This window comes from Pseudomonas sp. DY-1 (assembly GCF_003626975.1).
Lineage (GTDB): Bacteria > Pseudomonadota > Gammaproteobacteria > Pseudomonadales > Pseudomonadaceae > Metapseudomonas.
On the sequence record NZ_CP032616.1, the window covers coordinates 5,740,587 to 5,762,735 of the forward strand.

Genomic DNA, 22,149 nt, shown 5'->3' on the forward strand with positions numbered 1-22,149 from the left:
AGCGTGGACATCAAGGTAAAAGACTATCTGCAGCAGTTCGGCGTATCCGAAGCGACCCAGCGCTTCCTCGGCAAGACGCAGAAAATGTTCGTGGGCGGCGCCTGGCTGGAGCCTGCCGATGGCGCCAGTGCCGAGGTGATCGAGCCTTCCACCGGTGCAGTGCTCACCCGCATTCCCATGGGTGCGCCTGAGGACCTGGACCGTGCGGTGCAGGCCGCGCGTGCGCAATTCGACGGTGGCGCCTGGAGCCAGCTCAAGCCGCTGGAGCGTGAGCGCCTGCTGCATGGCCTGGCCGACCTGATCGAGGCCAATGCCGATGAGCTGGCAGAAATAGAATCCATTGACATGGGCAAGTCGGTCGCCCAGGCGCGGGCCGTGGATATCCAGGGCACCATCGACACCTTCCGCTACTTCGCCGGCTGGGCCAGCAAAATCCATGGCCGCACCGTCGAACCCTCGCTGCCGGGCAACTACCTGGCCTATACGCGCAAGGAGCCGGTGGGTGTGGTGGGCGTCATCGTGCCCTGGAACTTCCCGCTGCAGACCATGGCCTGGAAGCTTGGCGCGGCACTGGCGGTGGGTTGCACCGTGGTGGTAAAGCCGGCGGAGCTGACCTCCCTTTCGGCCCTGCGTTTCGCCGAGCTGGTACAGGAAGCCGGCATCCCCGATGGCGTGGTGAATATCGTCACCGGTCGCGGCAGCGTGGTCGGAGCAGCCATGTCCTGCCATCCGGGAATCGACAAGCTGAGCTTCACCGGCTCGACCCCAGTCGGCTGCGGCGTGGGCAAGGCGGCCATGGACCAGATGAAGCGCCTGACCCTGGAGCTGGGCGGCAAGTCGCCGGTGATCGTCTTCGCCGACGCCGATATCAAGGCCGCGGCCCAGGCGGTGGCCAACGGGGTGTTCTTCAACTCCGGACAGGTCTGCGACGCGGGTACCCGTGCTTATGTCCATCGCAGCGTTTACGCCGAGTTCCTGCGCGAACTGGCCAGCTACACCGCAACGCTGAAGATCGCTCCCGGACTGGACCCGGACTGCTTCATCAGCCCGATGGTTTCGCGTCAGCAACAGCAGCGGGTGCTTGAGTACATCGAGGCCGGCAAGGCGGAAGGCGCGGAGCTGTATTACGGCGGCGAACCGGTCGAAGGCCCCGGCTATTTCGTCCAGCCAACCGTCTTCGCCAACTGCCGCAACGACATGCGCATCGTCCAGGAGGAAATCTTCGGCCCGGTGCTGGTCACTGCCGCCTTCGATACCGAGGAAGAAGCCCTGGCGCTGGCCAACGATTCGCTCTTCGGCCTGGCCGCGGCGCTCTACTCGAACGACCTCGGGCGGGTCCACAACCTGATCCCGCGCCTGCGTGCGGGCACCGTCTACGTCAACGCCCACAGCACCCTCGATCCCTCGATGCCCTTCGGCGGCTACAAGCAGTCGGGCTACGGCAAGGACCTCGGGTCGGAGCAACTGGAATACCTGCTGGAAACCAAAGCCGTGTGGATCACACTGCCCTGAGGAGCTGGGCGGAAGTAGCCGTCGCCTTCGGGCGACGGTCCTGATTGGCCGGGATGCATCGAATTTCAAGAACAAGAACCCATTGAGGTGATGCCCAGATGAACAGCCAACCCGATATCGAGCGTGCACAAGAGTTGGAAAGGCGCATACGCGTCTATGAGCAGTTGGAAGCAAGCAAGAAGTGGCCGGGGGCGTTGAACGCCGTCGACTACATCGCAACCATCCTGATGACGCTGGTCCTGGTCGTCGGCTTCTACCTCTGGGGGTACTGAGCCATGACCCACCACGATCCCGTCAATCACAGCCTGGAAGCCGAGCGGGGCGATACGCCGCTCCTCCCCTCGGAACGCATGTGGGGCTTCTGGGAGTTCACCTACGCGAACTCCGCCCTGGCCATCGCCACCTGGGCCTTCCTCATCGGTGGTGCCACGGCCCTGTTCGTCGGGCCGCAGCAGGGCATCGCCGCCATCGTCATCGGCAACATCCTCGGGGTGCTGCTGACCACCTTCGCTACCTGCGTACCCTGCGGCAAGTACGGCACCGAGCAGTTCACCTTCCTGCGCAGCATGTTCGGCGGCAACGGCAGCCGGCTGGTCTACGTGCTGGCGGTGGTGTTCCTCACCATGGGCTGGCTGGCGGTCCTGGGGCTGATGTTCGGCCGCTCCATCGACGGCCTTGCCGGACTGGTGTCGGAGCACAAGACCGATGCCAGTGGCTGGCTGGTCCTGGGCGCGGGGTTCTTCGCGGTGGTCCTCACCGGCTTCGTGGTCGCCAAGGGACCGACGTCGATCAAGGTGTTCAACACCATCGTGGCGCCGGCTCTGGTGGTGATCATGGGCGTGATGTTCTACATGATCCTCAGCGAGCACGCGTTCTCCGAGCTGATGGCCATGCCCGCGCTGGACGCTCCCTTCGACGACAAGCGGGTGAACTTCATGATCGCCGTCGAGGTGAACATGGCCGCGGGCTTCTCCTGGTGGCCCTATGTGGGCAACCTGGCGCGCCTCTCGAAGAACCAGCGGACTTCGTACTGGCCGAACATCATCGGCATCTTCGCGGCCGCCGCCCTGGGTGAAGTGGTTGGCCTGCTGGCCGCCGCCGCCCTGGGAGACAGCGATCCCACGGTCTGGATGACCCGGATCGGTGGCCTGACCTTCGGCGTCATCGCCCTGGGCTTCGTAGCCTTCGCCAACGTCACCAGCATGGTGAACATCCTCTACACCTCCATCGTCGGCCTGCGCCAGCTTGCCGGCCAGAAGCTGCGGGAATTCAGTTGGGAGTGGCTGGTGGTGCTGTTCTGCCTGGTGCCGGGGTTGATCGTGCTCTTTGCGCCGGGCATCTACGACGGCTTCTTCATCTTCCTGGTCTGGACCTCAGCCCTGAACAGCGCCCTGGCGGGCATCGGCATCGCCGATTACTTCTTCCTCCGCCGCCAGCGCCTGAACCTGCGCCACCTCTACGCCAACGAAGCACATTCGCCATTCCACTTCTGGCGCGGTTTCAACCCCGCGGCCATCGTGGCGCTGGCCGCCGGCTTCGCCATCTATGTGGTGGTGTTCAACCCGCAGACCCTGGCCAATACCAATTTCTTCACCTTCGCCACCGCTTCCCTGCCGTCCTGCCTGCTGGCCGGGCTGGTCCACTACGTGCTGACCCGCGTGCTGGCCACCCGCATGGGCTGGGGCGCCTACCCAAAGGGCAACGAACGCAACACCGAGGCCCTGGGCCTCACCGCAAAGGGCTACAGCAATGAATAAGCGATACGACTACATCATCATCGGCGCCGGCTCGGCTGGCTGCGTCCTGGCCAACCGCCTGACCGAGGATGCCGGCACCTCCGTACTGGTCCTGGAGTTCGGCGGCAGCGATCGCAGTGTGCTGATCCAGATGCCCAGCGCGTTTTCCATCCCGATGAACACGAAGAAGTACAACTGGCGCTACGAGACGGTGGCCGAGCCGCATCTGGACGGACGCCGCCTGCACTGCCCGCGGGGCAAGGTGCTCGGCGGTTCGTCCTCGATCAACGGCCTGGTCTACATCCGTGGCCATGCCTATGACTTCGACGAATGGGAAAGCCTGGGAGCGAAGAACTGGAGCTACCGGAACTGCCTGCCGTACTTCAAGCGTGCGGAGACCTTCAAGTTCGGTGGCGATGATTACCGGGGTGCCAGCGGCCCCCTGGCCACCAACAATGGCAACAACATGCAGAACCCGCTGTATGGCGCCTGGGTGGAGGCGGGTGCCGAGGCCGGATACATCAAGACCGAGGACTGCAACGGCTACATGCAGGAAGGCTTCGGCGCCATGCACATGACCGTGAAGGACGGCGTGCGCTGGTCCACCGCCAACGCCTATCTGCGTCCGGCCATGGAGCGTCCCAACCTGACCGTGATCACCCATGCCATGACCCGGCGCCTGCTTCTCGACGGCAAGCGGGTTGTCGGCGTGGAGTACGACCAGGGCGGCCAGACGCATACCGTGCACTGCAATCGCGAAGTGCTGGTGTCTTCCGGTCCCATTGGTTCGCCGCACCTGTTGCAGCGCTCCGGCATCGGTCCGGCAGCGGTGCTGGAGAAGGCCGGCATCCAGGTCAGGCATGACCTGCCGGGTGTAGGCGAGAACTTGCAGGATCACTCGGAAATCTACATCCAGTACGAATGCAAGGAACCGGTGACGCTGAACAGCAAGATGGGCCTGCTGGCCAAGGCGATGATCGGCCTGCGCTGGCTGCTGTTCAAGGACGGCCTGGGTGCGAGCAACCACTTCGAGGCGGGTGGTTTCATCCGCTCCGAACAGGGTTTGCGCTGGCCGGACATCCAGTTCCATTTCCTCCCGGCGGCGATGCGCTACGACGGCGACAAACCCTTCAAGGGGCATGGCTTCATGGTGCTCACCGGTCCCAACAAGCCAAAGAGTCGTGGACACGTCCGTGCCCTCTCGGCAGACCCGTACCAGCACCCGGAAATTCGCTTCAACTACCTGGAGAGCGAGGAGGACCGCGAAGGCTTCCGCCGCTGTGTGCGCCTGACCCGCGAGATCATCGGCCAGCCGGCGATGGATCGTTACCGGGGCGTCGAACTGGCACCCGGTCCGAACGTGCAGACGGACGAGGAAATCGACGCCTTCGTGCGCGCCAACATGGAAAGCACCATGCACCCCTGCGGCTCCTGCCGCATGGGTGAGGACGACATGGCCGTGGTGGATTCCGAGCTGCGCGTAAGGGGCATCCAGGGGTTGCGGGTGATCGACTCGTCGGTCTTCCCCACCGAGCCCAACGGCAACCTCAACGCACCGACCATCATGCTCGCCGAACGCGCTTCTGACCTGGTGCGTGGCCGTCGGCCGCTGGCGCCTGAAGACGCACCGGTGGGCCTGGCCGCGAACTGGGAAAGCGCCCAGCGCAGCCACGCGCCATTGCGCCAGGTGGGGGCCTGAGGCGCAGGGCGAAACAGTTCTGTACCTCCCAAAAACGTGCCCGCTGGCGCACCCCGCCCCCCGCACCCCCGCCCCCTTTCCCAGAGGGCGAGGGGTGACTCGCGCCGGCGAGGCACAGGTCATCCTGATGCTCTCACTGGCCTGAGACGGAGTAGACGAGGCAGGGAAACGACCGTTCGGCGCTCGTCATGAAATTGTCACGGTTCTATGGCAGAGCGAACGACAGGAATTCATCAGAATCGCGTTCAACTGGGGTTTTGCGTTCTGGATTTCCATCATGCGTGTGCTGATCCTGCTCGCCGCGCTCATCTGCGGCCTGCCTTCCTTTGCTATCGCCAACGCTCGCTGCGATGTCGCCGTGCCGACGGAGACCGTCGACCTGGGCGAGGTGCGCCTGGCTTACCAGAGCGTAGGGCGTGAGCGGGACCCGGCGCTGCTGTTGATCATGGGCCTGGGCGGACAGCTCATCCACTGGCCGGACGAGGTGGTGCAGCGCCTCTGCGAAAACGGCTTCCGGGTCATCCGTTTCGACAATCGCGACGTCGGGCTCTCGGCGTGGATTGGCCCCGCACCTTCGACCAACCTGCCTTACGAAGTGGTGCGTTATCGCCTGGGCCTGCCGGTTTCAGCGCCTTACGGCCTGCGCGACATGGCCCGCGACTCATTGCACCTGCTGGATGCCCTGCACATTCGGCAGGCCCATGTACTGGGCGCCAGCATGGGCGGGATGATCGCCCAGCACCTGGCCGACCTCGCTCCGCAGCGGGTGCTGAGCCTGACCCTGATCATGACCAGCTCCGGCGCCCAGGGCTTGCCGGCGCCTAGTTCGGCGCTGCTGGAGCTGCTTGCACGGCGCGAGGCACCGAGCCGCGAGGTGGCTATCCAGCAACAGGCCGACTTGCTCGCCGCGCTGGGCAGTCCCGATGTCAGCGACGATCGCTTTCAACTGCTGGAGCAGGCTGCCCGCGCCTACGACCGCTCCTTCAACCCCGAAGGTGTGCAGCGGCAGATGCTGGCGATCCTCGCCGAGCCCAGCCGCGTCGACATGCTCAATCGCCTGCAGGTGCCCACCCTGGTGGTGCACGGTACGGCCGATCCGCTTCTGCCGGTGATGCACGGCGTGCATGTGGCGGCGCATATCAAGGGTTCGGAGCTGAAGCTGATTCCCGGCCTGGCGCATCGGTTCCAGGAGGCTTTCAAGGAACCGTTGCTGTCGGCGGTGCTGCCGCACCTGATGGCTCACCGCCGCTCCGAGGGGCATGTGGCACAGCTATAGCGTGTAGGTACGAGCCATTTGCCGGAACGGAGACGTGGCCATCACCCTAGTCCGGATATCAGCCGGGCTGCTGGCTACGGAAATACCGAACGACGCAACGCGATCGCCGGGAGGTGAATTTTTTCTGGGCGCCCCGAACCTGTGTTGCACGGCGCAGTCATACGCCAGCCCCGAAATCACAATGACTCTCCTGCACGCCATTCCATGCGCCCAATCCGCCGATCCCTTCGTCTGCTTCCAACCTTGCCACTTGCCCTGCTGTCCCTGTTCACCCACGCCGCCCAGGCGGGTGATGAGCGTCAACTGCTGGCAGCGATCAACGACTACCGCACCCACAGCCAGCGTTGCGGGTGGAGCAGTGTCCAGGCGGCACCGCCGCTGAAGATGAAAGCCAACGTGGCACTGCCGGTGGGGTACTCGGGTGAACTGCGCCGGGGGCTGCGCGATGCCGGCTACGTGGCCGGTGAGGTGCGGAGCATCCGCTTGTCCGGGGCGCGTGATGCGCGTTTGGCGTTCGAGATGCTCCGCGATGACTACTGCACGGATTTGATGGACCCGCAGGTGACCGATGTCGGCATCAGTCGTAGCGGCAATCAGTGGCGCCTGGTACTGGCCCGACCCATGGCCAGTGCCCAGCTTGGGGATACCCGCTCGGCCGGTCAGGCGCTGCTGGCTCAGGTCAATGCGGCGCGGGCCAAGCCGCGTATGTGCGGTGGCAAGCGCTTTGCCGCTACCCGCCCTCTCGCCTGGAGCCCCGCCCTTGGCAGTGCAGCCCAGCAGCACAGCCGCTCAATGGCCAACCGCGACTACTTCTCCCACAACGATCCCAACGGCGATTCGCCTTTCGACCGGGCGCGGGCCGCGGGCTACCGGGGACGACAAGTCGGCGAGAACATTGCTGCGGGGCAGGGCTCACCGCGCGCGGCCATGGACAGTTGGCTGGCCAGCCCAGGCCATTGCGCCAATCTGATGAATCCCCGTTTCACGCAAGTCGGCGCCGCCTACGCTGCACAAACCCGCAGCGAGAATGGCATCTACTGGACCATGATGTTCGGCGCGCCCTGAAGGGGCGCCGACAGCATTCGTTGGGCTTCGCATAGCTCAGCGCAATCTACGCGAGCACGAAACTCACTTGCGGCTTCCAGACGATTTGAGGAGGTTGTCGCGTAGCGCCGCGACGGCCTGCTGCATGCGCACGAACTCATCCGAGTCCAGGCCCGTTGCACCGTTGAGGCCTGTTTCCGCGCGTTGCTCCCTAAGCTCTTTGCCCGCCTTCGTCAGGCTGACGCGCACCTGACGCTCATCTTCTGGATCGCGCTGACGCTGGACCAGGCCCATCGCCTCGAGCTTCTTCAGCATCGGCGTGAGCGTGTTCGACTCCAGAAAGAGCTTTTCACCGAGGCTGCCGACGGTCTGATTGTCTTCATCCCATAGCGCGACGATGGCGATGAACTGGGTGTAGGTCAGCCCGAGCTGCTCGAGAATCGGCTTGTACGCCTTGCCGAAGGCCAGGTTCGCGGAATAGACCGCGAAGCACAGAAAGTCTGAGAGCGGGGCCGGTTGGGCCGGGGTCGATCTGCCGGTGGATTTCATCTGTTTCCTCGTTGAACAAAGACCGATGTCTCGAATGTCCGGACTATAGATCGCATGCGAGAACATCGGAAGTGCCTTGAGTTCAGGGGCCGACCAAGGGCCGCTGCGAATCGATCCGGAAATAGAGCGCCCGCGATGTCGCGGACGCCGTATCCCGCCTCGATCATCGCCGGCGCGCTCATTCCTTGATCACTGCACCGCCAATGTGGGCAAGGAAGAACACGGAGTCTTCGAGGGCTTCCGCGTCGTGCTCTTCACCGGAGCCGATCCTCAGGTAGTCGCCCGCTGAAAGCACCAGATCGCCGAAGCGGATGCGGCCCGACAGCATGAGAATTTCTTCCGGGCCTTCATGGTCGTGGATGGGGAAGCGGGTACCGGCCTTGAACTCGATGAAGTCCGAGCCGTTGCCGTTCTCGCCCCAGACAGTGGCGACGCGGATGCCGGGAAGGCCGATCTCGGTGAACTGGCGGCTGGCTTGAGTCAGATGGATCATGGTCATTTCCTCGTGCGGTCGATGTTCATTTGTTGTCGCTAGCGATTAAATCGCATGCGATTAAAATAATCCTCATGCAAGTGCCCATCGACGTCAAGCAGGTCCCTCATCAAAAAATGCATGAGGCGACGACCGGTATTTTCGGAGAGAAGTCGGGCGGCGCGGGCTCGGACTTAACCGCTGGCCCCTGCGCGTCGTCCTTCAATCCAATGCCAATTTGCAATCACGCAATCACCCTCAAGAATGAATAGGGTCGGTAAAGGGATTTTCCATGACCCCCATTTCAACGTTCCTCAAGCGCGTCCAACTGCTTTGGCAGTCGTCTGATCTCGCATTGGTCGGCCAGCGCCGGGAGCGGCGCATGCGTTTGCTGGCGAGCGGGCTCATGGTGCTCATGGGGCTGCTCTGGGGCGGCTACTTCTCCCTGCGGGGCGCGTGGGGGATCGTCCCGATGGACCTGGTCCTGATCTTCTGTGGGCTGGGGGTATTCGTGCTGACACTGCGCAACCGGACGCGCGCGGCCAACCTGTTGCTGTTCGGCGTGCTGATTGTCGTCATCCTGATTTCCACCCTGATGCTCGACGTGCCGACGGCGGCGGCGCCACGGGCGTCCCATCTGTATTTCCTGCCTCTGGCCCTGGCTGCGCTCATGGCCTTTCGCGACGAACCCAGGTGGTTGCGCTACGGCGTCACGACCCTCTGCCTGGCGCTGTTCGCCGGGCTGGCATCGTCCTCCTGGAGCCCGATCACCGGTTACAGCCTGCCTGACGAGGTGCGGGTGGTCGGTTCCTGGGTCCAGGGCGTGGCGTCCATGGCGATGTTCTTCATGCTGCTGCACATCCTGCAGACCGATGCGGTGGAGCGCTCGGAGCTCGACCGTGACCTGCGTACCGCCCTGCGCGAGGAGCAGTTCGTCCTGCATTACCAGCCGCAACTGGATTCCGCTGGACGAGTGGTGGCGGCGGAGGTGCTGGTTCGCTGGCGGCACCCGCAACGCGGGTTGGTGGCACCGGGCGAGTTCATCGACCATGCCGAGAAGACCGGGCTGATGCTGCCCATCGGCCAATGGGTGCTGCGTCAGACCTGTGCACAGTTGCGCGCGTGGAAGGACGACCCTGATTTGGGTGAAATGGGCCTGGCGGTGAATATCAGCCAGAACCAGTTCCGCCAGCCGGCCTTCGTACCCGAGGTGCTGGCGCTGATCGAGGAACACGGTATCGAGGCGCGGCGCCTGGAGCTTGAACTGACCGAAACGCTGGTGGTGCAGGACCTGGAAGACCTTACGCGGAAGATGACCGCGCTGGTGGAGCAGGGGGTCCGCTTCTCCCTGGATGACTTCGGCACCGGCTTCTCGTCCCTGAGCCACCTCAAGCGCCTGCCCCTGAGCAAGCTGAAGATCGATCGCTCCTTCATCTGTGATGTGCTGACCGACTCCAGCAGTGAAACCATCGTGCGCACCGTCATCGCCCTGGGACGAAGCATGGGGCTGGCGGTGATAGCCGAAGGCGTGGAAACGGAAGCGCAGCAGCGGTTCCTCGTTGGCAACGGTTGCGGGCAGTTCCAGGGCTACCTGTTCAGCCGGCCGCTGCCGCAGGAAGCGTTCGTCGAGTATGTGCGGCGGCTCAACGCGCAGGTTCCGGACAAGGAGCGGGTCGACGCCTTGTCGGCATTTCCAGCCGTCGGCCAATGAATTCGGGTGCCTGTCGCCGGGCCTAAACTCCTTCTGCCACAGATGGCCGTCGCACCCATCGAACGCGCTGGCGGCCTGACTCCGAGCGGGAGGACATCCGATGATCAACGCTCCTACGGCCAGGATGCTTGCCCATTACAAGCAGTGGGTCGATGAACGGCTCTTCGAGGATCTGGCCGGGTTGCCACCCGGCGAAGTCAGCAAGGAACGCGTGACCCTGTGCAAGAGCATCCTGGGCACCCTGAACCATATCCACGTCATCGATTGCATCTGGCGCGCCCACCTGGAACACCGGCCGCATCCCTACAAGACGCGCCTGGAAGTTCCCTATCCCGAGTTCGACGATCTCCGCGCCGCGCAGGCCGCCATGAACGACTGGTTCGTCTCGTGGAGCGCCGCGCAGACGGACGAATCGCTGAACACGCCGGTGGAGTTCGTCTTCTGTTCCGGGGACCCCGGCGTCATGACCGCGGGCGCCATGCTCATGCACGTGGTCAACCATGCGTCCTATCACCGCGGCAGCGTGATCCAGATGTACTTCGAGATTCCCGCGCGGCCACCGATCACCGATCTCCCGGTGTTCCTGCGCGAGACTCATCCGCTCTATGCGGCGGGCTGATCGGGCATTGCCGGCGCGGACATGTATTGCACGATCAGTTCACGGAGCCAGCGCTCGGCGGGATCGTTGTCCGTGCCGCTGCTCCAGACCATGGAGAGCTCGGAAGTGAAGATGGGGAAGGGCGGCTCATCGGCGCGTAATCCACAACCGTCGATCAGCGCATCCGCTGCGTAGTCCGGGACGGTGGCGAGCAACTCCGTGCCTGCCAGGATCGAGCGCAACCCGCTGAACTGCGGCACCGCCAGCACCACGCGGCGTGTGCGGCCAACGCGCGCCAGGTCATTGTCGATGTTTCCGGTCAGGTCGCCCGAGAAGGATACGAGTGCGTGCGGACGTGAACAGTAGTCATCCAGGGTGAGTGCGCCGGGGCGGTCGTCGCCGCGCAGGATCTTGCAGCGCAGGTTGCGCAACCGCTTGCGCTTGGCATTGGCCGGCAGTTCCGTGGTGTAGCTGACGCCGACCGAGATTTCCCCGGAGGCGAGCATTGCTGACATGAGCAGGAAGTTGACCCGGCGCACCACCACTATGCTGTCGGGCGCTTCCTCGCGGAGCTGGTGGAGCAGGGGAGGGAACAGGCCGAACTCGACGTCGTCCGATAGGCCGATCCGGAAGGTATTGCGATAGGTGGACGGATTGAATTCCTTCGCCCGGCTGACGGCGCTGGATATCGAGTCCAGTGCAGGTTGCAGTTCCTCGAGTATTTCCAGCGCCCGCTTGGTGGGTTCGAAGACGCGGCCATTGCGGACCAGAAGCGGGTCGTCGAAGAGGTCGCGCAAGCGGGCCAGCGCGGCGCTTACCGCGGGCTGGCCGAGGAAGAGCTTTTCCGATGCGCGAGTCAGGTTTTTCTCGTACATCAGCGTCTCGAAGACCACCAGCAGGTTCAGGTCCACGCGACGCAGATCGTTCCGGTTCATCCGGGGCCTCCCCCACACTGAATCTGCCTTGAGTAAAGCTGATTCGATGGCCGGCGACCGGGTAATGGCGCTGGCGGCTATTTCACCGCCTTGTCTTCGATCACGTCGGCGTCGAACAGGTGTTCCAGTTCCGTGCGTGCTTCGCGGGCGGTCTGGATCACGGCGGCGGCGTCGTCATAGACGTTGTGCTGGGCCGCCAGGACTTCTTCGTCGTGGCGCTGGAAGCGGCGAATGCGGGCGTTGGCCCGGTCTTCGTCGAGGCCCAGGCCAAGCAGGGCCTGGCGGCTCATCTCCAACGCCGAATGGAAGGTTTCGCGCACGGGCACGGCGCCCAGGTCAAGCAGCCGATGGACGTGCTGGCGGTTGCGGGCACGGGCGATGACCTTGACGTGAGGGTAGAGGCGCTTGACCAGTTCGGTGATCTTGAGATTGGTGTCCGGGTCGTCGGTGGCGATGATGAGGAACTCGGCCTTGTCCACCTTGGCTGCGCGGAGGATTTCCGCCCGCAGTGGATCGCCGTAGTAGATGGGCATGCGGCCCAGGCTACGGCCGTACTCGATCATGTCCACCGCGGTGTCCAGGGCCACGAACGGAACCTGCTGGGCGTGCAGCACACGGGCGATGATCTGGCCCATGCGCCCCATGCCGGCGACCACCACGCGGGGCGCGTCACTGTCGATGCGCTGGTACTCCGCCGGTACCTCCACTGGTGCCGGTGCAGCGACCAGTCGACGGAACAGGGCCAACACCAGCAGCGGCGTGAGGGCCATGGACAGGGTGATGCTGAGCACCAGCAGACCGTGCAGGCGGGCGTCGAGCATGCCCTGTTCGAAGGCCACCTTGAACACCACGAAGGCGAATTCGCCACCAGCGGCCAGGACGATGCCCAGGCGCAGCGCATGGCCGCGCTCCAGCCCTCCGGCAAAGCGGCCCACCAGGTAGAGCAGCGGGAGTTTCAGCATCAGCAGCAGGATCGTCAGCACCATGACCGCGAACGGTTCGTTCAACAGCAGGCTGAGGTCAGCACTCATTCCCACGCTCATGAAGAACAGGCCCAGCAGCAGACCCTTGAAGGGCTCGATCTGCGCTTCCAGCTCATGGCGATATTCGGAGTCCGCCAGCAGCAGGCCCGCGATGAAGGCGCCAAGCGCCATGGAAACGCCGGCCAGCTCCATCAGCCAGGCGGTGCCGATCACCACCAGCAGCGAGGTGGCGGTGGAGACCTCCTTCAGTCCGGCCTTGAGCACGGTGCGGAATACCGGCCGCAGCAGGTATCGGCCGCCAATGATCACCGCACCGATACTGGCCACTGCCAGCAGCACGTCGCGCAGGTTGACGCCTTCCGTGTCCAGGTGGCCAGAGCCACTGAGCAGCGGCAGCAGGGCGATCAGCGGGATGGCTGCGATGTCCTGGAACAGCAGGATGGCGAAGGCCAGGCGGCCGTGGGGGCTGGTGAGTTCCTTGCGCTCGGCGAGTATCTGCAGGCCGAAGGCGGTAGACGAGAGTGCCAGGCCGAAGCCCAGTACGGCGGCGGTGTTCAGGCTCTTGGCGAACACCAGCCAGGCCACCAGGCCAATGGCCAGGGCGGTGAGCAGGACCTGTGCGAGGCCTGCGCCGAACACCGAGCGGCGCATCACCCAGAGCCGGCGGGGCGAGAGTTCCAGACCGATGATGAACAGCAGCAGCACCACGCCCAGTTCGGATACGTGGGCGACGCTCTCCGGGTCGCTGACCAGCTTCAGTACCGAGGGACCGATCAACACCCCTGCCAGCAGGTAGCCCAGCACAGCGCCAAGCTGCAGCCGCTTGGCCAGGGGGACGGTGATTACGGCGGCGAACAGGAACACCACCGCTGCCTGCAGCAGGCTGCCGTCATGGGGCATGGGTCACTCCTCAGTCATGCTGCTTGAAAGGGGCGACATCTTAGAGCAGTGCGGCGGACCGGGGCAGGGCGCCGCGCCAATACGACGCGGCCCCTGTGTCGTTCACTTGGCGGTGAGCGTGGTGTAGCTGGTGATCAGGTTACGGTAGTCGGGGATGTGGTTGGAGAACAGGGTGCCCAGACCCTCGATGTCGTTGCGCCAGTCGCGGTGCAGCTCGCAGGCCACGCCGAACCAGGTCATCAGTTGCGCACCGGCAGCTTCCATCCGGCGCCAGGCGGCGTCACGGGTGACTTCGTTGAAGGTGCCGGACGCATCGGCGACGACGAATACGTCGAAGCCTTCTTCAAGGGCCGACAGTGCAGGGAAGGCCACGCAGACCTCGGTCACCACACCCGCGATGATCAGTTGCTTCTTGCCGGTGGCCTTCACCGCCTTGACGAAGTCTTCGTTGTCCCAGGCGTTGATGTTGCCGGGGCGGGCGATGTAGGGCGCATCGGGGAACTGCTCTTTCAGTTCTGGTACCAGCGGGCCGTTGGGACCGGTCTCGAAGCTGGTGGTGAGGATGGTCGGCAGCTTGAAGTACTTGGCCAGATCGCCCAGGGCCAGCACGTTGTTCTTGAACTTGTCGGGATCGATGTCCCGCACCAGGGAGAGCAGGCCAGCCTGGTGATCGACCAGCAGTACCGCAGCATCGTTCTTGTCCAGTCGCTTGTATTGGAAAGACATGTTGATTCTCCTTGCTTGGGTTGGGCGCCGGCTTGGGGCCTGCGCAAATAATTCAGGGCTGTTTTCTCTGTAGGGGCAAATTCATTCGCCAGGCAGGCCGAAGGTCTGCCCTTCGGGTTCGCCGGGGGGCAGCGTTGCTGCCCTTGGCGATTGAAGTCGCCCCCTCAAGGAACCATCAGAAGGCAAAGCAGGAGCAGCCCAGTGCCCCCCAGAAGCCCTGGAAGTCGCTCACCGGCACGCTCGACTGCCGTGCCCGCTCGTGGCTGTGGGCGTGCACCGTGCAGGCGCCGACGCACTGGTGCACCTGGGCGGCGAGCGGCGCGGCGGGCTTCCAGTGGCCGGGGACCTTGGCCACCGGCGACCACTCCGGCAGCACCGGCAGCTGCGGCGGACCGAGCTTGTCGAACTCGCCGGCGGCATAGACCACCTTGCCGTTGACCACGGTCAGCACCGACTCGATCCACTTGATGGCCTCGTCCTCGACGCTGAAGAAGTCCGCCGACAAGGCGGCGAGGTCGGCCAGTTGGCCCACCTTGATCTGCCCCTTCTTGCCTTGTTCGCTGGAGAACCAGGCGCTGCCGTGGGTAAAGAGTTGCAGCGCGGTGTCGCGCGACAGGCCCTGTGGATAAAGCTCCAGGCCGCCGACGGTGCGGCCGCTGACCAGCCAGTACAGCGAGGTCCAGGGGTTGTAGCTGGAGACGCGGGTGGCGTCGGTGCCGGCGCCCACCGGCACGCCTTCGGCCAACATGCGCTGGATCGGCGGAGTCTGCTCGGCCGCCTTGGCGCCGTAGCGGTCGACGAAGTACTCGCCCTGGAAGGCCATGCGGTCCTGGATGGCGATGCCGCCGCCCAAGGCACGCACTCGCTCGATGTTCTTCGGCGAGATGGTTTCGGCGTGGTCGAAGAACCACGGCAGGCCGTTGAACGGGATGTCGCGGTTGACCTTCTCGAACACATCCAGCATGCGCGAAATGGATTCGTCGTAGGTGGCGTGCAGGCGGAACGGCCAGCGCTGCTCCACCAGGTGGCGCACCACCGGCTCCAGCTCCTGCTCCATGGTCTGCGGCAGGTCCGGGCGCGGTTCGAGGAAGTCCTCGAAGTCGGCCGCGGAGAACACCAGCATCTCGCCGGCGCCGTTGTGGCGCAGGAAGTCATTGCCCTGGCCGGGCTTGACCACCTTGCTCCAGTTCTGGAAGTCGGTGAGCTCTTCCTTGGGTTTCTGGGTGAACAGGTTGTAGGCGATGCGCACGCTGAGCTGGCCCTGCCTGGCCAGTTCCTCGATCACCTGGTAGTCGTCCGGGTAGTTCTGGTAGCCGCCGCCGGCGTCGATGGCGCTGGTCAGGCCGAGGCGGTTGAGCTCGCGCATGAACTGGCGGGTGGAGTTGACCTGGTACTCCAGCGGCAACTTCGGCCCCTTGGCCAGGGTGGCGTAGAGGATGGTGGCGTTGGGCCGGGCGATCAGCATGCCGGTGGGGTTGCCGCTGCCGTCGCGCTGGATTTCGCCACCCGGCGGGTTGGGCGTGTCCTTGGTGTAGCCGACCGCCTTCAGCGCGGCGCGGTTGAGCAGCGCGCGGTCGTAGAGGTGGAGGAGGAACACCGGGGTGTCCGGCGCTGCGCGGTTGATTTCCTCCAGGGTCGGCATGCGTTTTTCGGCGAACTGGAACTCGTTCCAGCCACCGACCACGCGTACCCACTGCGGAGAGGGGGTTCGGTCGGCCTGGTCCTTGAGCATGCGCAGCGCGTCGGCCACCGAGGGCACGCCTTCCCAGCGCAGTTCCAGGTTGTAGTTGAGGCCGCCGCGGATCAGGTGCAGGTGCGAGTCGTTGAGGCCGGGGATCACCGTGCGCTGCTTGAGGTCGATGACCTGGGTGGCGTCGCCGCGATGGGCCATGGCCTCGGCATCGCTGCCGACGGCGAGAAAGCGCCCGTCCTTGATCGCCACGGCGCTGGCGGTGGGCTTTTCGCGGTCGACCGTGTGCAGGCGGCCATTGAACAGGATCAGGTCGGCGGACATGGAACCCCCTGAAGTAGCGGCATGGGCGACGCCTGCGGCGCCGGTGAAGGGTAGTGCGGACCAGAGTGCGCCAGCGGCGCCGAGCACGGAGCTGGCGGCGAGGAACTGGCGGCGGCTATTGCTGGATGGGTCTTCGCTCATGGAGCCCTCCCTGGATCAGTGTTGGTTCAGCCAGCCGGAGAAGAAACGCGTTACCGGAGGCATGAAAAGATAGACAACCAGCAGCACTATGCTGGCGGTAATCACCACGTTGCTGGCCACGTAGCCGCCAAGCCAGGGCTGCAGCCTGAACAGCGGCTGCCAGAGCAGCGGCACCAGCAGGGCCAGCGGCAGGATCACCAGGAAGGTGACGCAGGCCTGTTTCCAGCGCGGCGGCTGCGGCGCGTCGGCGCTTGCCGGAGTGAACCAGAATTCGCGTTCGGGGTTGATCTCCACCTGGTCGCCATCGGCCAGCAGGTGACTGACTTCCTCTACCAGTTGGCGACGGTCGGTGGATTCGAGCCAGGCCTGGAGCTGGGTGGTATTGGCGAAGCGCAGGACGCAGGTGAACAGGTGCAGGCCATCCTTGCGATCCCGCACCACATCGATGCCGAGGTGGCCGGGATAACCCTTGGCGATGCCGATGATGCGGCGCAGCCAGTTTTCGTACTCCTGTTCCCGGCCTTCCTTGACCTGATGGCGGATCAGCAGGGTGACGATGTCGTCAGTGGTCATGGCGGGGTGCTCCGTGCAAGGCGTGGAAGAAGGCCGGGGGCGTTACCCGCCGCCGGCCTTGCGGCTTACTTCACCTGGCGCTGGGGCGCCTTGTGCACCAGGGTGTAGGCGTAGTCCACGCCCATGCCGTAGGCGCCGCTGTGCTCCTGCACGAGGCCGATCACGGCGTCGTAGGTTTCCTTCTTCGACCAGTCGCGCTGGTACTCGAGCAGGACCTGCTGCCAGGTGACCGGGATGGCGCCGGCCTGGATCATGCGTTGCACCGACATGTCATGGGCTTCCTTGGAGGTGCCGCCGGAAGCGTCGGTGACGATGTACACCTCGTAGCCGGCTTCGATGGCTTCCAGTGCGGGGAAGGTCAGGCAGACCTCGGTCCAGAGTGCGGCCATGATCAGTTTCTTGCGGCCGGTGGCTTTCACGGCGGCAACGAATTTCTCGTCTTCCCAGGAGTTCATCGAGGTGCGCTCGATGGGTTGCTGGCCCGGGAACACACCGAGCAGTTCCGGCCAGATGTAGCCGCTGAAGCTTTCGGTCTCGACGCTGGTGAGGATGGTCGGAACGTTGAAGATCTTGGCGCTCTTGGCAAGTGCCACGGTGTTGTTCTTCAGTTGCTGGCGGTCGATGGACTGCACGCCAAAGGCCATTTGCGGCTGGTGGTCGATCAGGATCAGGGCGGAGTTGGTCGGGTTCAGCAGTTCGCGGATGGACATGGCATTTCTCCTGAAGCGTGAGTTGTGTGATTTCTTCCTGGCCGGTGCCTCTGTCTGTGAGGCTGTTTGGTTCCGACTTGGGATAAATTCTGATCGCGCCCATAAAGAGAAACAATTAGGCATAATTGAACTTCATTGATTCTGAATTGGAGACATTGATGGACAGGGTCGAGTGCATGCGCGCCTTTATCGAAACCGTGCGCAGCAATGGTTTCGCGGCGGCGGCGCGGGCGCTGGACTTGCCACGCTCGACGGTGAGCAAGCAGGTGCAGGCGCTGGAGGAAGCCATCGGCGTGCAATTGCTGGTGCGCACGACGCGCAGCCTGCACCTGACGGAGGCGGGGACGGAGTACTTCGAATCAGCGCGGGACCTGCTGGCGGCCCTGGACGAGGCCGAGCAGCGGGCGCGAGATGGGGTGGGGGAGTTGCGTGGGGTGTTGCGGGTGAATGCGCCCATGTCCTTCGGGCTGCGCAAACTGGGGCCGCTGATCCCGCTGTTCCATGAGCGGAATCCGCAGATCGAACTGCAACTGGTGCTCAGCGACCAGCAGGTAGACCCGGTGCGCGGCGGCTTCGACGTAACCATCCGGATTGCCAGCCTGGCGGACTCGTCCATGGTTGCCCGCACCATCGCACCGGCGCCGCGCCTGCTGGTGGCTTCACCGACCTATCTGGAAAAGGCCGGGATACCGCAGTCGCCGGAAGACCTCGCCAGCCACGCCTTCCTCGGCTACGGCTACCTGCAGAGCGGCGTCAGCCTGGCGCTCAGTAACGGCGAGGAAACCCGCCGCGTGCAATTGAACGGTCCACTCCAGGCCAACAACGGCGACTTCCTCGCCCAGGTGGCCGAGGCCGGCATGGGCATTGCCCTGCTGCCGAGCTTCATCGTCGACGAAGCCCTGGCCGCCGGCCGGCTGGTGACGCTGCTCTGCGAATGGCAGGCACCCCCCATCAGCATCAACGCGGTATATCCCTCGGCCCGACGCATGCCGCAGAAGACCCGCGCCTTCATCGATTTCCTGGTGGAAGAGATGGGCAAGGTGAATGAGCGAGTGGCGTGTTGATGACCTGTCACAGCCGTTGCGGCTGATTTCGCACGTCAGGGGGAGGGGCCTTCGAGCATCTCGTCGACCAGGTGCTCGGGGTCTTCTTCGAAGTCGAGGTAACCCTGTTCGGCCAGCAGGCTGAAGAAGGCGGCGGGTGAACCGTTGACCAGCGCTTCGGCGTCCAGCGGCGGCTCTTCGGTGATGGCGCGGTCGCGATTGAGCTCGGCGATCACTTCGCGTACCAGGCTGGCGGCGGTGGGGTAGCTGCTGATGGGGCGGGCGTGGGAGGCGATCAGGGTGTCGAAATCCTCGCCTTCGATCACGCTGCTGAAGTACAGGCCGAGGGCGATGGTGTCGGCGCGCGCTCCGGCGGGCATGTGGCTGAGGTTCCAGTTGGACACTTCCAGCAAGGTTTCGGCATAGAGGACAGGGCGCACCAGGATTGCCGTGGCCAGGCCGCTGACGATGCCGCCAAGGCTTTCCATGCCTTCAGCCACGGCTACCAGGCCTGCCGCCATCTGGTCGGCCAGGTCGCGCATCAACAAGGCGTAGCTGCGGACCGAGCAGTAGGCGCCACAACCCGCGGCGATGGCCACTTCGATGGCAATGGCGATGCGGCGCACCAGTTGTTCGGCAGCGATCACGCCCGCCTCGGTGGCGCCTCGAGCAATCAGGAAACGCAACAGCGCCTGCTGTGCCGCACGACCCGACGCCGTGCGGATCGGGATGAAACCAACGCGTCCATGGACGACGAAACCGAGGATGGTCTTGACCGAGTTCAGGACGGAGTAGCTCCGGAAAGCATTCTGGAAGGTACGGAATCGTGCGTTCCCCCGCGCCCGGCCGTAGCTTTCCCGGTATTCCTCCCAGACAGCGCCGAGGAACATCTCGGTGATGTCCCGCCAGATGGCCGGCGGCACGCCGAGTTCGCACAGGGCGAAGCAAAGCAGCAGGCCGGGCTCCTGGCCGACGATCTCGGGCGTGAGCTCCTCGTCGCCGGGATCGCGACGCAGGACCGCGCCAGCGGTACCGCGCTGTTGCACCACATGGGTCAGCTCATGGGCCAGCAAGTGCTGGCCTTCGCGTGATGCCGGGGCGAATTGTCCGGCATCGAAAACGATGTCCTGGCCGACCGTATAGGCGTGGGCGTTGACCTCGCGCGCCGAGCGTTGCGCGGCGCCATCGGTGTGCACGCGGACGGCGGAGAAATCCTGGCCGAAGCGAGGCTCGAAGAAGGCGCGGGTAGCACGGTCGAGTGGTCGCCCGGAGGCATTGAGCGTTGCATCCACGCTGGCTGGGGCCTGGCGTTCAGCCGCGCCGCCCGGGGCCGACGGTCGCAGACGCACCCTGGAGTGGGCATCGCTATGTTGCGTGGTACCGGCCGTACCGGTCGGCATCCCCATTACCTGATCCGCCACGGCCTCGGCTTCGCGCTCGCTGGCATCTGCGCGTGCGCCGACCTTGAGGCGGGATTTGCCTTGGCAGCGCGGGCAGCCGCCGCCGCAAGCGCAAGCAGATGACCCCGACGCCGGGCTGGACCTCGCTTGTGCCGGGGACGGAGCGTGATCGCCAGTGCTCGACTGACGTCGTCGGGCCTGAATGAGGCTGGCTGGGTTCTTCATCACGGCGCCTGTCTAGAAGCACGATCTGCCGGTGTCGGTATCCCGCCAGATGTGTGCGGCGAAGAAGGCATAGGCATCCGGATTGTCCATGCGGCCCGCCGTGGTCTGGCCGGCCGGTGCCGCTGTGTTGCCCGTGGGGTACTGCGCGCTGCCACGGTTTGGCGGGTGCGCTCCGGCCACGCCGATGCCGACATCGTGGGCACCTTCGTGGATGAGGATGATGGCGCGGCAGGTCGGCGACAGCTCCCAGAACGGCCGGCACACATGGACCAGGTCGTCGGCCTCGATCCAGAACGCCTGTTCGCCTTCGCAGATGTTCTGGCTGTTGCAGATGTAGTTGGACACCACCAGGGTGCCGAGAATCTGCCGGTAGTTGTCTTCGATGGTGGCGCGTTGGGCGGCACTGGGTGCGATGAAATGGCGACCGAGGGCGGTCTCGTAGGTGGTGCCGGCGACCGGGGCGGCGCCCAGGGCACGGCGGGCGGCACCGACGAATTCGCGGGCGCGCTGGCGGGCGGTTTCCAAGCGCTCGTTGGCGTCGGTGATTCCGGTGATTCGCTCGCTGCAGTCGCGATAAGCAGGAGTGGCCGGCGGTTCGGCAAGGACTTCGGCCTGGTCGGCGACCGGTGCCTGGTCACCGTCGCGGGCCTGGCGGGGGCCGGCGGGGCGTTTTTCCTCACTGCATTTTGGGCAACTGCCGCCACAGGCGCAGTTCGAGCGCGCGAAGCGGCGTGAGCGCGCAGCGGGCGGTGCGAGGCTCGCCAGGGGTGGTGGTGGGCCTTTTCGCCCGCGCAGCGCGGCCTCTTCCTGCAAGGTACTGAACATGTCGATTGCCCTCCTTCGCGGACAGGCGGTGGGACGGTGCTTCGCTCAGGGGCACTTGGTCGAATCGCAAGGGTTGGTGTCCCAGTTGGGGTTGCCGGTCTTCTTGCGGTGGCAGCACAGGTCGGACAGTACGGAGCTGTCGTAGCTCACCGTGACGGTGGTGACACCTATCCGGGTGTGGTAGTTGAGGTCGCGCATCGAGGTGCCGTTGCCGACATGCACGCACGCGTGCGACCCGGTATTGAGCAAGCCTTCGTGGATCGCCTGGATGCCCTTGAAGAAAATCGCGTAATTCATGGTGCCGGCCCCGCTCTTCGAATAGCGGGCGCCCTTGCCGGTCTTCGCCACCGGATCGGTGAGGTTGCCGAGGCGGACGCTCTCCGAGTCGGTGTAGCCCAGGCCCTCCAGACGCTTGACCTTGGCATTCTTGACACGGTCGGTGAGACCGATGCCGAGCATGGTGGAGCCGCCGACGATGGACAGCTTCACATCCGGCAGGACCTTGCTCGACTTGCTGCTGTACTTGGCCACCAGGTTGCCACTGGGCATTCGCGGTTCCGGTTGCCCGGCTGCCTTGGCGTCGGCCTTGTGGCCGGTGTCCACCACCGCCTTGTCGAAGTGGATGCTGATGCTCTCGATCCAGGGCTGCTTCTTCGAATCGGTGAGGGTTTCGTTCGCCGCGTCGAAGGCGATGGTGTCCGGTCCCTTGCTGCGGTAGCGGGACAGGCTTCGCGCAGCGCCGGAGGAGGGTGCGCCACGTTGCTGGATGACATGGGTGAGCTCATGGGCGATCAGGTGCTGTCCGGACCAGGTATCGGGGGTGTACCGGCCTGCGCCAAAGACGATATCGCGGCCCACCGCGTAGGCATCGGCCCCCACCTCGTGGGCCGAACGCTCGGCCTGGCTTCCCCGGTGTACCCGGACATCCGCAAAGGGATGGCCGAAGCGCTGCTCCATATTGGCACGCAATCCCGGCTCAAGTGCCTGGCCCGGGCTGGCGAGGGTCTGCTCGACGCTTTCTGGCGCGGTCTGCGTCTCGCCTCCGGATGTGCCGCCATGACGCTGGATCTGCATGGG

Annotated in this window: 20 protein-coding genes; 9 read left to right on the top strand and 11 right to left on the bottom strand. The window is 64.7% G+C overall.

All coding sequences use genetic code 11. The features are described from left to right. Positions 1-3 precede the first annotated feature (3 nt). The 6 genes from D6Z43_RS27040 to D6Z43_RS27060 all read left to right on the top strand — a co-directional run bounded on the left by D6Z43_RS27040 (position 4) and on the right by D6Z43_RS27060 (position 7,288). Positions 4-1,512 carry an aldehyde dehydrogenase gene (locus tag D6Z43_RS27040; protein ID WP_120655046.1) on the top strand — a complete coding sequence of 503 codons (1,509 nt, stop codon included), beginning with the start codon at positions 4-6 and terminating at the stop codon, positions 1,510-1,512. A gap of 98 nt (positions 1,513-1,610) precedes the next feature. Beyond that, the gene (locus D6Z43_RS28020) at positions 1,611-1,784 is read left to right on the top strand and encodes a hypothetical protein (protein ID WP_162945877.1); all 174 of its coding nucleotides are present in this window, start codon (positions 1,611-1,613) and stop codon (positions 1,782-1,784) included. A gap of 3 nt (positions 1,785-1,787) precedes the next feature. Beyond that, positions 1,788-3,269: a cytosine permease gene (locus D6Z43_RS27045; protein ID WP_120655047.1), complete on the top strand. Its 1,482-nt coding sequence runs from the start codon at positions 1,788-1,790 to the stop codon at positions 3,267-3,269. Further along, entirely contained in the window at positions 3,262-4,947 is a 1,686-nt protein-coding gene (gene betA / locus D6Z43_RS27050) for a choline dehydrogenase (RefSeq protein ID WP_120655048.1), read from the top strand. The genes D6Z43_RS27045 and betA overlap by 8 nt, the downstream gene beginning before the upstream one ends. Positions 4,948-5,224: 277 nt before the next feature. After that, the gene (locus D6Z43_RS27055) at positions 5,225-6,223 is read left to right on the top strand and encodes an alpha/beta fold hydrolase (protein WP_120655049.1); all 999 of its coding nucleotides are present in this window, start codon (positions 5,225-5,227) and stop codon (positions 6,221-6,223) included. A gap of 204 nt (positions 6,224-6,427) precedes the next feature. Then, entirely contained in the window at positions 6,428-7,288 is an 861-nt protein-coding gene (locus D6Z43_RS27060; protein ID WP_120655050.1) for a CAP domain-containing protein, read from the top strand. 63 nt (positions 7,289-7,351) lie between these two features. Here the strand turns inward: D6Z43_RS27060 and D6Z43_RS27065 are convergent, their stop codons facing one another. Both D6Z43_RS27065 and D6Z43_RS27070 read right to left on the bottom strand, forming a co-directional pair. Continuing rightward, a complete protein-coding gene (locus D6Z43_RS27065) occupies positions 7,352-7,816 on the bottom strand; it encodes a MarR family winged helix-turn-helix transcriptional regulator (protein WP_120655051.1) in 465 nt (154 codons plus the stop codon). Between the two features lie 178 nt (positions 7,817-7,994). Further along, positions 7,995-8,309 carry a cupin domain-containing protein gene (locus D6Z43_RS27070; protein WP_162945878.1) on the bottom strand — a complete coding sequence of 105 codons (315 nt, stop codon included), beginning with the start codon at positions 8,307-8,309 and terminating at the stop codon, positions 7,995-7,997. A 271-nt stretch (positions 8,310-8,580) separates the two neighbouring features. Between D6Z43_RS27070 and D6Z43_RS27080 the strand changes: the two genes are divergently transcribed. Both D6Z43_RS27080 and D6Z43_RS27085 read left to right on the top strand, forming a co-directional pair. Continuing rightward, entirely contained in the window at positions 8,581-9,999 is a 1,419-nt protein-coding gene (locus D6Z43_RS27080; protein ID WP_120655054.1) for a bifunctional diguanylate cyclase/phosphodiesterase, read from the top strand. Between the two features lie 100 nt (positions 10,000-10,099). Further along, on the top strand, positions 10,100-10,618 hold the full coding sequence (locus tag D6Z43_RS27085) for a DinB family protein (RefSeq protein ID WP_120655055.1): 519 nt from the start codon (positions 10,100-10,102) through the stop codon (positions 10,616-10,618). Here the strand turns inward: D6Z43_RS27085 and D6Z43_RS27090 are convergent. From D6Z43_RS27090 to D6Z43_RS27115, 6 genes are all read right to left on the bottom strand, one after another. Then, positions 10,603-11,532 carry a LysR family transcriptional regulator gene (locus D6Z43_RS27090; protein WP_120655056.1) on the bottom strand — a complete coding sequence of 310 codons (930 nt, stop codon included), beginning with the start codon at positions 11,530-11,532 and terminating at the stop codon, positions 10,603-10,605. The genes D6Z43_RS27085 and D6Z43_RS27090 overlap by 16 nt on opposite strands. Before the next feature lie 77 nt (positions 11,533-11,609). Then, positions 11,610-13,415, bottom strand: coding sequence for a monovalent cation:proton antiporter-2 (CPA2) family protein (locus tag D6Z43_RS27095; protein WP_120655057.1), 1,806 nt, complete (start codon positions 13,413-13,415; stop codon positions 11,610-11,612). Positions 13,416-13,517: 102 nt separating this feature from the next. Further along, positions 13,518-14,141: an isochorismate family cysteine hydrolase YcaC gene (gene ycaC / locus D6Z43_RS27100; RefSeq protein WP_120655058.1), complete on the bottom strand. Its 624-nt coding sequence runs from the start codon at positions 14,139-14,141 to the stop codon at positions 13,518-13,520. A gap of 175 nt (positions 14,142-14,316) precedes the next feature. Further along, the gene (locus D6Z43_RS27105; protein ID WP_120655378.1) at positions 14,317-16,155 is read right to left on the bottom strand and encodes an amidohydrolase; all 1,839 of its coding nucleotides are present in this window, start codon (positions 16,153-16,155) and stop codon (positions 14,317-14,319) included. A 156-nt stretch (positions 16,156-16,311) separates the two neighbouring features. Next, positions 16,312-16,869 (bottom strand): antibiotic biosynthesis monooxygenase, encoded by a 558-nt coding sequence (locus D6Z43_RS27110; RefSeq protein ID WP_120655059.1) that lies wholly within the window; start codon positions 16,867-16,869, stop codon positions 16,312-16,314. 65 nt (positions 16,870-16,934) lie between these two features. Beyond that, positions 16,935-17,579 (bottom strand): hydrolase, encoded by a 645-nt coding sequence (locus D6Z43_RS27115; protein WP_120655060.1) that lies wholly within the window; start codon positions 17,577-17,579, stop codon positions 16,935-16,937. A gap of 158 nt (positions 17,580-17,737) precedes the next feature. Here D6Z43_RS27115 and D6Z43_RS27120 point away from each other — a divergent pair, with 158 nt between their 5' ends. Beyond that, positions 17,738-18,643, top strand: a complete 906-nt coding sequence (locus D6Z43_RS27120; protein ID WP_120655061.1) for a LysR family transcriptional regulator — start codon at positions 17,738-17,740, stop codon at positions 18,641-18,643. A gap of 35 nt (positions 18,644-18,678) precedes the next feature. Here the strand turns inward: D6Z43_RS27120 and D6Z43_RS27125 are convergent, their stop codons facing one another. From D6Z43_RS27125 to D6Z43_RS27135, 3 genes are all read right to left on the bottom strand, one after another. Beyond that, a complete protein-coding gene (locus tag D6Z43_RS27125; RefSeq protein ID WP_218569229.1) occupies positions 18,679-20,022 on the bottom strand; it encodes a DUF4157 domain-containing protein in 1,344 nt (447 codons plus the stop codon). 237 nt (positions 20,023-20,259) lie between these two features. Next, the gene (locus D6Z43_RS27130; RefSeq protein WP_120655063.1) at positions 20,260-21,072 is read right to left on the bottom strand and encodes a hypothetical protein; all 813 of its coding nucleotides are present in this window, start codon (positions 21,070-21,072) and stop codon (positions 20,260-20,262) included. A gap of 45 nt (positions 21,073-21,117) precedes the next feature. Further along, the gene (locus tag D6Z43_RS27135; protein WP_162945879.1) at positions 21,118-22,146 is read right to left on the bottom strand and encodes a DUF4157 domain-containing protein; all 1,029 of its coding nucleotides are present in this window, start codon (positions 22,144-22,146) and stop codon (positions 21,118-21,120) included. Positions 22,147-22,149: the final 3 nt, after the last annotated feature.

Bases quoted from the DNA above. Each gene is read 5' to 3' on its own strand.
- D6Z43_RS28020 (WP_162945877.1), top strand. From the start codon at position 1,611: ATGAACAGCCAACCCGATATCGAGCGTGCACAAGAGTTGGAAAGGCGC.
- D6Z43_RS27045 (WP_120655047.1), top strand. From the start codon at position 1,788: ATGACCCACCACGATCCCGTCAATCACAGCCTGGAAGCCGAGCGGGGC.
- betA (WP_120655048.1), top strand. From the start codon at position 3,262: ATGAATAAGCGATACGACTACATCATCATCGGCGCCGGCTCGGCTGGC.
- D6Z43_RS27055 (WP_120655049.1), top strand. From the start codon at position 5,225: ATGCGTGTGCTGATCCTGCTCGCCGCGCTCATCTGCGGCCTGCCTTCC.
- D6Z43_RS27060 (WP_120655050.1), top strand. From the start codon at position 6,428: ATGCGCCCAATCCGCCGATCCCTTCGTCTGCTTCCAACCTTGCCACTT.
- D6Z43_RS27065 (WP_120655051.1), bottom strand. From the start codon at position 7,816: ATGAAATCCACCGGCAGATCGACCCCGGCCCAACCGGCCCCGCTCTCA.
- D6Z43_RS27070 (WP_162945878.1), bottom strand. From the start codon at position 8,309: ATGATCCATCTGACTCAAGCCAGCCGCCAGTTCACCGAGATCGGCCTT.
- D6Z43_RS27080 (WP_120655054.1), top strand. From the start codon at position 8,581: ATGACCCCCATTTCAACGTTCCTCAAGCGCGTCCAACTGCTTTGGCAG.
- D6Z43_RS27085 (WP_120655055.1), top strand. From the start codon at position 10,100: ATGATCAACGCTCCTACGGCCAGGATGCTTGCCCATTACAAGCAGTGG.
- D6Z43_RS27090 (WP_120655056.1), bottom strand. From the start codon at position 11,532: ATGAACCGGAACGATCTGCGTCGCGTGGACCTGAACCTGCTGGTGGTC.
- D6Z43_RS27095 (WP_120655057.1), bottom strand. From the start codon at position 13,415: ATGCCCCATGACGGCAGCCTGCTGCAGGCAGCGGTGGTGTTCCTGTTC.
- ycaC (WP_120655058.1), bottom strand. From the start codon at position 14,141: ATGTCTTTCCAATACAAGCGACTGGACAAGAACGATGCTGCGGTACTG.
- D6Z43_RS27105 (WP_120655378.1), bottom strand. From the start codon at position 16,155: ATGTCCGCCGACCTGATCCTGTTCAATGGCCGCCTGCACACGGTCGAC.
- D6Z43_RS27110 (WP_120655059.1), bottom strand. From the start codon at position 16,869: ATGACCACTGACGACATCGTCACCCTGCTGATCCGCCATCAGGTCAAG.
- D6Z43_RS27115 (WP_120655060.1), bottom strand. From the start codon at position 17,579: ATGTCCATCCGCGAACTGCTGAACCCGACCAACTCCGCCCTGATCCTG.
- D6Z43_RS27120 (WP_120655061.1), top strand. From the start codon at position 17,738: ATGGACAGGGTCGAGTGCATGCGCGCCTTTATCGAAACCGTGCGCAGC.
- D6Z43_RS27125 (WP_218569229.1), bottom strand. From the start codon at position 20,022: ATGCCGACCGGTACGGCCGGTACCACGCAACATAGCGATGCCCACTCC.
- D6Z43_RS27130 (WP_120655063.1), bottom strand. From the start codon at position 21,072: ATGTTCAGTACCTTGCAGGAAGAGGCCGCGCTGCGCGGGCGAAAAGGC.
- D6Z43_RS27135 (WP_162945879.1), bottom strand. From the start codon at position 22,146: ATGCAGATCCAGCGTCATGGCGGCACATCCGGAGGCGAGACGCAGACC.